The 12,939-nt window shown below is 55.2% G+C and carries 10 protein-coding genes; 5 read left to right on the top strand and 5 right to left on the bottom strand.

Annotated elements, in window-relative coordinates; translation table 11 throughout:
- Nucleotides 1-46: 46 nt before the first annotated feature.
- Complete coding sequence (locus Q7F16_RS01960) at nt 47-1,906, top strand: ABC transporter ATP-binding protein (protein ID WP_409555506.1); 1,860 nt, start codon at nt 47-49, stop codon at nt 1,904-1,906.
- Nucleotides 1,907-2,465: 559 nt separating this feature from the next.
- Nucleotides 2,466-3,368 (top strand): STM4504/CBY_0614 family protein, encoded by a 903-nt coding sequence (locus Q7F16_RS01955; RefSeq protein ID WP_409555505.1) that lies wholly within the window; start codon nt 2,466-2,468, stop codon nt 3,366-3,368.
- 122 nt (nt 3,369-3,490) lie between these two features.
- Here Q7F16_RS01955 and Q7F16_RS01950 read toward each other — a convergent pair whose 3' ends face one another.
- Complete coding sequence (locus Q7F16_RS01950) at nt 3,491-4,540, bottom strand: hypothetical protein (protein ID WP_409555504.1); 1,050 nt, start codon at nt 4,538-4,540, stop codon at nt 3,491-3,493.
- Between the two features lie 264 nt (nt 4,541-4,804).
- Between Q7F16_RS01950 and Q7F16_RS01945 the strand changes: the two genes are divergently transcribed.
- The gene (locus Q7F16_RS01945) at nt 4,805-7,657 is read left to right on the top strand and encodes an AAA family ATPase (RefSeq protein ID WP_409555503.1); all 2,853 of its coding nucleotides are present in this window, start codon (nt 4,805-4,807) and stop codon (nt 7,655-7,657) included.
- 317 nt (nt 7,658-7,974) lie between these two features.
- The gene (locus Q7F16_RS01940; protein ID WP_409555502.1) at nt 7,975-8,637 is read left to right on the top strand and encodes a hypothetical protein; all 663 of its coding nucleotides are present in this window, start codon (nt 7,975-7,977) and stop codon (nt 8,635-8,637) included.
- Between the two features lie 107 nt (nt 8,638-8,744).
- Here Q7F16_RS01940 and Q7F16_RS01935 read toward each other — a convergent pair whose 3' ends face one another.
- Nucleotides 8,745-9,044 (bottom strand): hypothetical protein, encoded by a 300-nt coding sequence (locus Q7F16_RS01935; protein WP_409555501.1) that lies wholly within the window; start codon nt 9,042-9,044, stop codon nt 8,745-8,747.
- A gap of 159 nt (nt 9,045-9,203) precedes the next feature.
- Complete coding sequence (locus tag Q7F16_RS01930; protein WP_204127988.1) at nt 9,204-9,545, bottom strand: DUF6124 family protein; 342 nt, start codon at nt 9,543-9,545, stop codon at nt 9,204-9,206.
- Between the two features lie 470 nt (nt 9,546-10,015).
- On the opposite strand from Q7F16_RS01930, the gene Q7F16_RS01925 reads away from it, so the two are divergent.
- Nucleotides 10,016-10,909 carry a LysR family transcriptional regulator gene (locus Q7F16_RS01925; RefSeq protein WP_095962232.1) on the top strand — a complete coding sequence of 298 codons (894 nt, stop codon included), beginning with the start codon at nt 10,016-10,018 and terminating at the stop codon, nt 10,907-10,909.
- Here Q7F16_RS01925 and Q7F16_RS01920 read toward each other — a convergent pair.
- Together Q7F16_RS01920 and Q7F16_RS01915 are read right to left on the bottom strand one after the other, a co-directional pair.
- Entirely contained in the window at nt 10,897-12,078 is a 1,182-nt protein-coding gene (locus tag Q7F16_RS01920; RefSeq protein WP_409555500.1) for a (R)-mandelonitrile lyase, read from the bottom strand. The genes Q7F16_RS01925 and Q7F16_RS01920 overlap by 13 nt on opposite strands.
- A 322-nt stretch (nt 12,079-12,400) precedes the next feature.
- The gene (locus Q7F16_RS01915) at nt 12,401-12,844 is read right to left on the bottom strand and encodes an HIT family protein (protein WP_409555499.1); all 444 of its coding nucleotides are present in this window, start codon (nt 12,842-12,844) and stop codon (nt 12,401-12,403) included.
- Nucleotides 12,845-12,939: the final 95 nt, after the last annotated feature.

Below are 12,939 nucleotides of genomic sequence, written 5' to 3'. Positions count from 1 at the left end.
CCTTTAAATGGCAGAATCTCCTTAATTGATCGTTTTGGAGACCACCATGCTTCGCGTGTTTGAACAAAGACTCGACCCCTTCCCGCCCGACGAGGTACCGCCACCGCCCGCAGGCCTGGCTCGGTTTCTTTGGGCGTGCACACGGGGCGCCCGCGGTTACATCCTTGCGTTTGCGCTGCTCAGCGCCGCTGTGTCGATCTACGAAGCCTGGCTGTTTTCTTTCCTCGGTCAGGTCGTGGACCTGCTCTCGACCTGGCAGACCGGTGGCGATGCGGCGGCGCAGGAGAATCGCGTGCTATGGGGCATGGGCATCGTCATGGTGGCAAGCATCGGGCTGGTGGCGTTGCGCACCATGGTTCAGCACCAGATATTGGCGATCAATCTGCCGTTGCGGCTGCGTTGGGACTTTCACCGCCTGATGCTGCGCCAAAGCCTGTCGTTTTTTTCCGATGAGTTCTCCGGCCGGGTCACCACCAAGGTGATGCAGACTGCGCTGGCCGTGCGCGACGTGCTGTTCACCCTGATCGAGATCGCACCCGGGATCGGCGTGTATTTCATTGCGATCATCGCATTGGCCGGCGGCTTCGCCCTGAAACTGATGCTGCCGTTCCTGGCCTGGATCGTGTTGTTCGGGCTGGCCATGCTCTACTTCGTGCCCCGCTTGGGCAAAGTCGGGCAGGAACAGGCCCATGCGCGCTCCTCGATGACCGGACGTATCTCGGACGCCTACACCAACATCACCACCGTGAAGCTGTTCTCCCATTCCAATCGTGAAGCGCACTTCGCGCGCGCGGCCATGGAGGATTTCAAGCAGACCGGCTTTCGCCAGATGCGCCTGGTCAGCCAGTTCGAGATCGTCAACCAGGCGTTGGTGGTGGGGTTGATCATGGCCGCAGGCGGTTATGCCCTTTGGCTGTGGCACCAGGGCGAAGTCGGCGCCGGTGCCGTGGCGGCGATCACTGCCATGGCGCTGCGTATCAACGGCATGTCGCATTGGATCATGTGGCAAATGACCTCGCTGTTCGAGAGCATCGGCACCGTGCAGGACGGCATGGCCACCCTCACCCGCGGCCCCAAGGTGCAGGACGCGCCGGACGCCGGGGTACTGGTGACCTCCGGCGGAGCGGTCACCTTCGACAATGTGAGCTTCAACTACAACGGTGAACGCCAGGTGCTCGATGGCTTGAGCCTGAACATTCGCCCGGGCGAGAAAATCGGCCTGGTAGGCCGCTCCGGCGCGGGCAAATCCACGCTCATCAACTTGCTGCTGCGCTTCTATGACGTCGACAGCGGGCAGATCCGCATTGACGGGCAAGACATTGCCCACGTGACGCAAGACAGCCTGCGCAGCGCCATCGGCATGGTCACCCAGGATACGTCCCTGCTACACCGCTCCATTCGCGACAACATCGCCTATGGCCGACCCGATGCCAGCGACGCACAAATCCGCCGTGCCGCGGCCAATGCCCAGGCCGATGAGTTCATCAGCCAATTGAGCGACCGCCAGGGTCACAGCGGCTATGACACCTTGGTGGGCGAGCGCGGCATCAAGTTGTCGGGCGGCCAGCGCCAGCGCATCGCGATTGCCCGAGTGATGCTCAAGAACGCCCCGATCCTGCTCCTCGACGAAGCGACCAGCGCGCTGGATTCGGAAGTCGAAGTCGCCATCCAGGAAAGCCTCGATGAAATGATGCAGGGTAAAACTGTCATCGCCATTGCTCATCGACTGTCGACGATTGCGGCGATGGATCGACTGATTGTCATGGATGATGGGCGCATTATTGAACAGGGTACCCACGCTGAATTGCTCGCCAGGAACGGCATCTATGCGCGGCTGTGGCACCACCAGAGTGGCGGGTTCCTGGGTGAGGATCGGTGGGTGAGCGAGGCGATGGATCAGGTGTGAGGGTGGATGGCCTGGGTGATCTGCAGGTGGGTGTTTTGGGTCGGAAGCTGTCCTCCACAACGGGCAGCTTTCGGCCAGAAGCGGACCCGAGCCTCGCTCCACGACAACTAAATCGATTCAGTAAATGCGCTGGGCCGAAAGCTAAAGCTGAGGCTGTCACTCGTCAAACAAAGTCCAGCCTTGACGTGAGCACTACACCACCGGTAAAGCCGTGATTAACTTCCCGTTTCCTGTCGTGACGACCGGTGGGTGGCACTTCACCTCGTATTGGAATCGAGATGGGGGGCATGGTGTCACTCACGGGGATTTATTTTCCGATAGAACGGCGTTCTTTGGTGATGCGGGGATCTCGGATGCCACCGAATTGTTGGCAAAGCGTGGATTGCACGCTGACGACAGCGCTTCCTTGATCTCCTGGCGGCAGGCACGGCCGAGCTTCGGGAGATGAGCAAGAGCGATAAGGTTTCAGCATGGTTGAGCACTCAGGAGGTTCAACCGCAGGCGTAAGATCAAGTCTATCTGCTAGCATGCTGCTATCCAAGATCGCAGGGAACGGTACATGGCAGTCACAGATCTATTTTCAAAGCGTCAGAAGCGGCTACGCGGGGGTGGCCCAGACGTCTATGTATACGACAAGCTCCCAATGCCTCTCCGCATTCAGATGCTTTATATGCTCAACGAGCTCATCGGCGACGAACACGAGTTCTACAAGACTTTAAGTACATGCAATCAAATTGTCCATTATGTCGTTAAGACTCTCCGTCTCGAATACGGAAAGCATCACATCGCGACTGACCCTGAAAACGATGATTATCATGAGCTGATTCTTTTCCTTCGAAAAGAGGAAGATATTGAAAGAGTCATGGATGCCATAGAGCTGATCATTAATCAGACACATGAATACCCTGATTATGATGAACAGTGCCGTGACTTTATCAATGATCTCAATATAAGATTTCGAGAGCATGGGGTTGGTTATGAGCTCATCAATGGCGAGATTATCCGAATCGACTCAAGGTTTCATCATGCGGTTGTAGTTAAGCCTGCGATCCAGTTCTTGAAGCAACCGGGATTCGAGGGCGCTCAGCAAGAGTTCATCCTTGCTTATGAGCATTACAGGCATGGGCGGCATAAAGAGGCCTTGAACGAAGCCCTGAAGACCGTCGAGAGCACTATGAGGGCTATCTGCAGTGCCCGCGGCTGGGCTTACAAGTCATCGGATAACGCCAAGCGTCTAATAGTAATATTACAGAATGAGCAGTTATTTCCTGCGTATTATCAGAGTCACCTTTCCGCCCTTGTGAGTCTGATGGAGGGGGTTGTCTCGCTAAGAAACAATGAAAGTGCCCACGGTCAGGGCCCGGAGGTTAGACACGTGAGAGATGATGTCGTGGCTTATGCGCTACACATGACTGCATCAGTTGTTGTAATGCTCGCAGGATTACACGTAGATAAACCCTGACCAAATGGCACCCTTAAGGTTTTCAGGATTGTAACAGGTACTGAAGTATTGAAGTTATTCAAGGAAGAGCATGTAGACGAAGGGTGATCAGTTATAAGGTTAGGGGCCATCTGGCCCCTTTTTTATATCTTGAAATCCATGTTCGGCTGAATACAAAACTGCCAGAGTGGAAGCTTATCGCCTTTGTATTCGTCAGGAATATGCACTGAAAACACCTCAGGATTAACCTTGGCATCAAGGGCATATATCTTACTTTCGTATACGGTATGCTCATTGTAAGCGCTAGTGACCATTGAACTCAGTGAGCCTAGCATTGCAAATCCCTGGTCTTCTTCCCATGGTACGTCAGGGTAAAAATCATACCGTATAGACCTAACTCTTTCTCCATCCATCTCAGCCGAAGGATCGTCGGTAGTCCAGTCTCCGAATCTAATGAGATAAAATGCAATATGCTTTTCATTTTCCGTCAAAATCTCATTATCATGGCAGTACAGCTTGACATCACCAATTGTTATTGAGGCTTGTCCGTTTTCGTTGACTCCTGACTCTTCTTCGGGCTTTGCAATCAACTCGATGCTCAAATTCGGCTTAGTGCCGATCATTCTATCCCCCAGCAATATCATTTCGCTCTTGGCGTAGCCTTCAATGAAGTTGGTCGTATATTTATTCCGATGTTCAGTCATTGATTCTTTGGATAAGAGCACCCACTTTCTGATTCTGGAGAAGTAAATCGCAAACTTTACAGCTGTACCTTGTAGCTTTGCATAATTCTCCAGCCGTACTACGTAGTCCTTCCGAAACTCATAGTCCTCTTTGGGATCACCATGATGGCAGTTCTTCACCTCTACAAGAAATCTTGTTCCGTCATTCAAGGCAATAGAGTAATCGGGCGCCTGAACATTCATTCCTGCGGTGAATATTGCACCACTGTCTTCCTGCTTTACCATTGCGCACTTGCCTAAAGCTCCGACAACATGAGCAAATAAAGCTTCGACTCGCTTACCGTTCAGCAGGTTTTGGTTCTTAAGAGATGATTTGAGAGACTTCCCAACTTTATCTAGGAAGTCTTCGATATCCTCTTCTGCTTCGATTCTGTAATTATTATCCCTGCTTACGGCGGTAAATAGTTCAACCGGGTCGAATTTTAATGGATCTCTCGGCATGCGTTTCAAGAATTATTCCTTGTCAAAAATCCAGCGTTGAGCGTCACGTGGGGATCAAGGCAGGAGCTGAGGATGCGTTGCCAGTGTTAGCAGCACTTCCTCCATGCCGAACGGAACGAGCAACATTAAGAAGAAGCAGAGCTGAATCCTATGAGGTACCAGGCCCAGATCGGCAGAGCTCAACAATAGCAAAGAGCCTAGACACTTGGCTTGGCGATAATGGCTTTCTGATTTCCGTCCGGCTACGCTCATGCGTATCAGTGAGGAAGTGCGATGAGCCAGTACCTATTGAGTTTTGCCAGGCAGAATCTTCAAGGACGCAGTGACGCTTACCTCGTGCTGCTCTGGTGCATGTACCAGGCGAACCAAGGCAAGGGCCGCTATTCCGACCACATCAAAACGCATATCACAGCGGCAGCTGACCAGTTGCTGGGGCGCAACTATCAGCGCATCGCCGCACGCTTCAAAAAGGTGCTCGACAGCAAGCCGGAACTGGATCGAATACCGCCGTCTGGACTCGGCACGTTGGATTACCTTCGCGTAAAAAACTTCCGAGGCTTCGGAGAGTTTGGCCCTGACGACACAGGCACCTTCATTCGCTTTAGCAAGCTGAAGAACATTTTCTACGCACCCAATGGCGGCGGTAAATCATCGTTGTGCGAGGCGTTGGAAATCGGCACCACTGGCGATATCAAAGAAGCGGCCAGGCGCAAGACTAAGGTCAATCAGTACATCGCCCGGGGAGAGGTGAAGCCCAAGCTCATGCTGATGGGAACAGACAAGTTACCAGTCAAGCGAAGCATCAGCTGGTCGGGCTGTTTCATTGATCGGAACCGTCTTCAAGAATTTTCGTTGCTGGGCTCCAAGGATACTGGCAGTGCCGAGAGTGATGTCCTGGCCACCTTGTTTGGTTTGGAAGAACTCCAGGAGGTCATTTCTCGGTTCGTCCGGCCTGAAAGCTTCTCGCTCAAAGCCTTCATACGTGCTGATCAGGCCGAGGCACTGAACACCCTGGAATGTGCCCGGGTAAGCCTGGGCCAGTTGCGGCGTAATCGCAGGGCAGACCTTCATGCATCGATTTCCGAGAGTTGTAGGCTGCTGGGGCTGAGGGCCGACCAAGACTTCGATGTGCGCCGAAAGGTCTTGCGGTTGCGCGACACGGTTGAAATACATATTCGTGGCGCTGAGCGCCTGCGAGCCGCCAAGGCCCCGTTCGCTATATCGCTGAAGCAGGTCAGGCGTATCTGTGCCATCGCTCAGCGCTTGCTCCATCGCAGAGCCGATATCGAGAAGATGTTTCTGCAGAGGGCCAGCGAGGTCAATTATCGCGCCGTATATGAGGCATTGTCGGCCATCGAACAGTTGCAGGCCGGGGAAACCTGTCCCGCATGCCTGACGCCCCTCGACCAGGTGGTGATGAACCCGTTCGAGAGGGCGCGAGAACAGATCAAGGCGTTGGGTGCACTGGAGTCCCTCAAGCAATCCAGGCAGATAAATGACGCCCGGATCGCGCTCTGGGCTTCACGAGTCGCGACCGGAATCGGCGCGGTGAAAGGCAATGAGCACGCCGGTGTTCCCTGCCCACTGAACATGGACGAATTGGAGGCGGAGCTTGCAAAGTTCCATGCCGCTACCGATCGCTCGGAAGTGGCGCCGTCCGTTCTCGACTCGTTTCTGAAGCTCTGCGCGCGGGGTGCAGATCAGATCGAAGACTACTTGCGCGCCTGTGAGCGCAAGCTTCGGGAGGTTGGCCAGGCAGACGCCCAGGCAGCCCGCCTCGAAGAACGGGTGACGCAGTTGAAAGAAATTGACGAATTGCTGAAGCTGCAGTTCGACAGAAAAAAACTGGCTATAAGCGAGTTCAAGGTCGCCAACGACCAGATGACAGACCTGAAAAAGCAAAAAGCGGCATTGCTCAACGATGCAGTCGACAATAGCCACTTCAACCAGTTGCTCAAGGATCTGGAAGCTGAGTACCGAACGCTGTACCGCGACTTGCTGGATTACAAGCTTGAGCTGGAGAAAGCGCGAATAACAGGGATCGAAGCCAAGGCTGCCGAGTACTACCGCGCGATCAACAACCACGACGATGACCATGAGCAGATCGCGTCGTTGACCTTCGACCGCCAGGCGGATAGCTATCGGATCAAGATCACCAGCGTGGACGGATCATTCCTTGATGCGTTTGCGGTGCTCAGCGAAGGGCATCTGCGAGCGCTGGGTTTGTCCATCCTCTTGGCGATGGCTGAGAAGAACAACTTCCCGCTCATCGTATTCGATGACGTCGTCAATGCGATCGACACCGATCACCGATCGAACATCATCGACCTGTTCTTCAGCGATGCTTACCTGCGCCGGATCCAAATGGTCGTCACCACCCATGACCGTCTTTTCTGGGAGCGTTTCTGTATTATTGCCCAGCGTCATGCTCAGCAGATTCAGTACACCAGTAATGTTCTCAGTTATACGAACAAAGGCATTCTAGTCATTGATCACGTGGGCAGCTTCCAGGAGAAAATTCTTGCCGCGCTTTCGGTATTCGATGTGCGTCAAGCGCTGCTCTATTGTCGTATCTGGTTCGAATCCATGGTGCTTGAGTTCTGCATAGAAAATGAAGTCAAAGTGACCGCGCAATTTAATAAATCACAGCTCAAGAAGAGCATGTACCTGCAGGTCAGCCTGGAACACACCTTTTCGCTGGTGGAACCGTTCATTGACTATGACCTGTCATACTTCAATTTCATCAAGAATGACCTGGTCAACTGGGGTGGGCAGAACCAGGAGCACCACGCCTTCGACGAGGGCAGCCTGAACTTCGTGCACTCAAAGACTAGCAGTGAAGTCGTTAAAATCTACGACGCCATCCGCTATTTGGAGTGCCAGCTATTTACAGCTAAGAAGAAAGAATCAGGTGTCAAATGTCTTGCCGAGCTGAACGGTGATATCGCGTGGAGGCAGCGCAAGCTTGCCAAACTCGCCAAGGCGCCAGAAGAGGTGCAGAAGGAGCACCAGGCGGCGTTGAAAGCTCTGGAAAAACGCGCGATCGAGCTCGACCAGGAGCTTCAGTTCATCGAACAGTGTCTCGCCAGCGTCGCTCAGCGCGAGCAAGCTAAAGAACTGCCATAACCTCTATTCCGCTTGGAGCAGATCTGGCTGCTTTGGGCTCATATTCGGCGAGGACTCAACGGGCGCTTAGGGTCTATTTTAGTCGATTACGACAGGCAGCTATTGGCCGATTGCAGCCCTTCGTGAGAGGCAGCAATCGGCCAAAAGCGGTCAGTGGATTTAGGGTGCTTGCGCCTCTAGCTGTAGCTTTGTAGGATCCTGCGAGCGCCCGACAATAGCGGTTCACATGAACAGCAGGTCAAGCCTGGAAATCGAGGGCGTTGATTTAAATTCCAGACTTCGATTGCGCTGCTATCAGATATGGAGATTCTTCTACTTTGAATTATGGACAAGCTGTTGCAGTCGTCGAAGCCTTTCAAAATCTTGCACACAGAATTGACATTGAATTTCCAGAACGCCTCGCAGCACTCATGGGAATAGCACATACACCCCCTTCAAAGGCTGCACTGAGTAGCCTTGTAGATTTTCACTGGATCGATGCCGAAGAAGCAGAACGAGAAATCAATGAGTGGCTTAACCCTGATGACCAGCAAGGTCGAACCTTTCTTCCCTTTGCAGCTACAGGCGGCGGTGAGCCCTACTGCCTGGTTCGATTGGAAAACGGGACTTCGGGGATCGCTCAGGTACTTCATTTTGCTCAGCCATCTCCACTTGCCCATGCCGATATCTCGTCGTTCGTGACAAGGGAATACGTGCGCGTCGCTACGGACTTATCTTGGCTACCGCCTCAAATGGACTTGAGTATCGCACTGAAAAGTGAAGTGGCATTGATCGAAACGGTTTTACTACCCGCAGACTATGCGCTTCTTGAGGCCCTGTTTAGTCGACAGTGTGTCGCCATGAATTACCAGACTGGCCCTCGAGGCATCTCGAAAATTGTCAAAGCCTTCATCTCTCAAGAAGAAGAGGAATCGTTAGCCGCCCGACTATGCCATCCGAACCCAACCGAGTTCGAAGCTCTTCGTGCTTGGATGCGCTGAATGTGTCTCCACTAGGAACCGAGCCAGTGCCGGCCAACACTCACCACTTGCCAATACTCGCTTTGGGTTTTTGCCCGTCCCAATAGACAGCAATCGGCCAGAAGCGGTCATCCAGGTTGGGCGTCATCCGGGTTGATTTTGTCTTCGACGTCAAATCTACTCAACAATGCGGCTCCATCCGAAACACCAAGAATCTGATCAATTGCGGCTATTTTCTGGGTCGCACAGTCGAGTTGAAAGTCAACATTGCTGTATGTAGCCTCCGCTTCATTGTGGAGTGCATAGGCCATATGGGCCGCAACACGGACGCTCATTGGAGCATCTACATCACTGCCCAGATAATCTGCAAGCAACGTCCTGATCTCTATCAGTGCAAGCGCGAGTAGCCTGGTTTGAGCAGTCTGCATAAAGGCATCCCGGGTATTACAACGAATTTGCGAACGGATTTCGCGAGATTACATAAACTTTCAGACTGTCAAAAGCTAAAGACCGTTATGGGTCGGAAGCAGCCCTTCGCTTCCGACCCAATCCATCTTGGGAAAAATGGAATCTATTCCACCGAACGCTTATCTAGGGTCGATGACATCCAGCGCCCGGTTTGCCAATAGCAGACCTAGTTCAATCAATTGTTGCAGCCCTAGTGCAACATGCCGTCGAGAATCCTCCAGATCGAACGCTAAATCGTTGGCCATGGCATTGGCGGAGGCCAACGTTTCGCTGAGGTTGGCCAGCAGGCTTTCCGCATCGACACCCTCCACGACGGTGAATAGCTGCTCCGGAGGTGGCTTCTTGTCAGGCTGGGCGGGTTTGGGGTTCAGATAGGAATCGATGACACGTTCGGCGTTGGCGTCGGCCGCGATGTCCAGGTGCAGCGGTGGAACAGGTGGGTCGGGGATGAGTTTGTCCATATGGACCTCCTAACGTCAGTCGGATCCGCCACTGTTCGCGACTAAACGAAGTGGGGTGGCGGCTGTGCGCAGGTTAGTCGACCGGGACGTTAGGAAACCGGCGCACTCGAAAGTGCCCTGCGCACAGCCACCATAAAATCAGCGAGAAAATCGTAGCCTGACTTCAAGGAGACCTTGCGCCTAACGAGATACCGAGCGACTAAACCCGACCGCTGAATTGGCAGCGGTGGACAAAGACTAGGCACCGAAATCAGCAGGCGCAAGGGACTGGAATTTTCTAGGAAATGTCCTGCAAGTCAATGGGCAATATTCGCTCCGTCGATTCCTACGAGAAGCTCGTACAACCCTTCCACCACCGAAACGCTGCGCTGCGCGACGGGTGCGATGTGATTGGAAGACCACAACCATGGCTCAGCCAATTAATCCGGCAGATGCCATAATCCCTCCCTGCTCATACCAGAGACGGATCAATGACCACCGAACGCTACGACCAACTCGCCATCTTCGCCGCCGTAGCCCAGGAGCGCAGCTTCACCCGCGCAGCGGCCAAGCTGGGCATGTCGCAACCGGCGCTGAGCCGGGCGATGCGTCAGTTGGAGGAGCGGCTGGGGGTCAGGTTGTTGTCGCGAACCACTCGAAGTGTCGCCCCGACCGAAGCCGGTGAACACCTGTTGCGGGTGGTCGCGCCGCGGTTCGAAGAGATCGATAACGAGATGGCGATGCTCAGTGAGTTTCGCGATAAGCCGGCGGGTAAGTTGCGCATCACTGCCGGTGAGCACTCCGCGATCACGATCCTGCAATCCGTTCTCGCCAGGCTGCTACCTGATCATCCCGACCTCAACATCGAAATCATCGTCGACTACGGCTTTACCGATATCGTCGCGGAGGGTTTCGACGCCGGTGTGCGGCTGGGCCCACAAGTTGCCAAGGACATGATTGCCCTGCGCATCGGCCCTGACATGCGCATGGCGGTGGTTGGCTCGCCGACGTATTTCGGCCGGTACCCCAAGCCAGTCATTCCCGACGACCTCACGGCGCACAATTGCATCAACCTGCGCATGCCGACCCATGGCGGCCTCTACATCTGGGAGTTCGAGAAAAACGGACAGGAACTGAATGTCCGGGTGGAAGGCCAGTTGGTGTTCAACACCATCGCGATGCGCCTGGAGGCCGCCCTTCAAGGGCTGGGGCTGGCCTATATGCCGGAGGACCTGGTCCAGGACGCTGTCGCGCAAGGCCGGTTGATTCGGGTGCTGGAAGATTGGTGCGAGCCGTTTTCCGGCTACCACCTCTACTATCCCAGTCGCCGCCAAAACTCACCGGCCTTCACGCTGTTGCGCGAAGCTTTGCGTTATGAAGGTTGACTGGCCTGAACGGTATCCAAGGCTTCACTGGCACGCTTGGCCGCAGCGGCATCACCCTGCTCGCCCAGTAGCTGGATCAGTTGCCGCAGTTGCGAAGCGCTCAGGCCGACTCGCAGGCTGGCGGCCATGTGCGAGCGCAGTTGTGATTCCACGCCGGGGGTGACCGCCAGCGCGGCGACGGTCGCCAGCTCACGGCTTTGCCAGTCCAGGTTGTCACGCTCGAAAATGTCGCCGAACAGGTGCGTCTGCAAGTACTGGTTGATGACCGGGACGAAGTCGAACAACGGTCCCTGGACGGGCGCACCGGCAATGCGCGTCTGATTGGCCCTGCCCGCCGCCAGCAGCGCATCGCCGGTAGGAATCAGGCGCGCGGGCTCGCGCCCCGGGTCGTCCTGGACGCCGCGTTGCTTGCGCGCCTCCACCACTTTCATCAATTCGCCGAGAGCGTTGAGGCTGCGGGGAAAGCCGCTGTAGGCGTAAAGCTGCACCAGGATTTCCTTCGCCTCGCTGACGGTGAGGCCGGCATCCAACCCTTGATTCAGGGCGGTATTGAGGCCAGGCATATTGCTCGTCGCCATGGCGGCGGCAATCAGCGGGATGGCTTGCTGCTTGGTCGATAGGGTTTGCGAAACAGCCACGGCATCCGGCTTGGCCGATGGCGTAGCCGTTCCAGCGGCACCGTACTGTTCTTCGCTGACCTTCTCCAGCCACTCCACGTTTTTGCCTTCCACCGTACCGGTCACGGCCAGGTGGGTCATGGCGCTCGTCGGCGCGGCACCATGCCAATGCTTGATGCCTGGCGGGCAGACAATCACGTCGCCCGGGCGGATCTGCTGCACGGGCTTGCCCCATTCCTGCGTCAGGCCGACACCGGAAATCACCACCAAACGTTGTCCGGCGGGATGGGTATGCCAGGCCGAACGCGCGCCCGGTTCGAAGCTGACGTAGGCGCCGGAGGCATTGATTTCATTGGTTGCCGGGAACAGAGGATCAACGCGCACGCGCCCGGTGAAATAGTCCGCCGGGCCTGCGACTGAAGCCTGGCTGTCGGCCCGGCTGATCTGTTGCGAAGTCCGCGACTCGCTGGTGCTTTCTGTACTGGCGGCGCCGGCAAAAGGCGCCGCCGCGCATAGCGCAAAACAAAGGCTACCGGTTGAACGCAGAGTCATTTGGCTTTCCTCTCGATTGATATCGTAGAGAAACAAATTACCCCTGCCGCATTAATCGATAAACCATGCCAATGACATAGCATTTATATCGCAATCGCATAAATCCGATTTACTTGATCTCGACCAATCGCACTGCCTGTGATCCGTCCAGAGACAGGTGAATCACGGCGGCCCTGCTTGGGAAATTCGGCGCGTCCTCAGTTAGCATCAATGTTGGATGTATTGCCGCTATCGCGAGCAAGCTCGCTCCCACACTGGAAGCCGGGACAACCGCCATTGTCCTATCCATCCGAAATCCCCCGGGAGCTTGCACTGCCCGGCATCAGGCCTCTGAACGAATGCGCTCGACCAGACGCGCCTGGAGTGCTTCCAGCTCCTCGGGATCCGCCTTGCCCCTGCCATGCACGCCGGGCGCCTCACCTTCCCAGCGAGGGATGATGTGCATGTGAATGTGATAGACCGTTTGCCCGGCCACAGCACCATTGAACTGCGCGACCTGAACCCCGTCCGGCTGCAATTCGTCCACGATGATCCGCGTCAGGCGCTGCACGGCAGACATCATCGCGCCCAGGACGGCAGGCTCGACCTCAAGGATATTTCGCGCCTGGGAGGCTTTGGGGATGACCAGGACATGGCCGCGCGATTGAGGAAAGAGATCCAGGAAGGCCAACACATCGGCGTCTTCGTAAATCTTGTAGCACGGCGCATCGCCGCGAAGGATCAGCGCAAAGATGTTCTGCGGATCGTAATGACCGTGGAGACTCATGATCACTCCTTGAATGGGTTTAGAGAGGTAGGTGGGTTGCTGGTAAGAGATTTAGCACAGTCCTGGGGCAACGTCTTGTCGAGGGCTGCTTGAAC

This window comes from Pseudomonas sp. Lb2C2, assembly GCF_052112205.1.
Classification (GTDB): domain Bacteria; phylum Pseudomonadota; class Gammaproteobacteria; order Pseudomonadales; family Pseudomonadaceae; genus Aquipseudomonas; species Aquipseudomonas kilonensis.
Note: the sequence above shows the minus strand (reverse complement) of the source record. Positions and strands in the feature narration are given on the sequence as shown.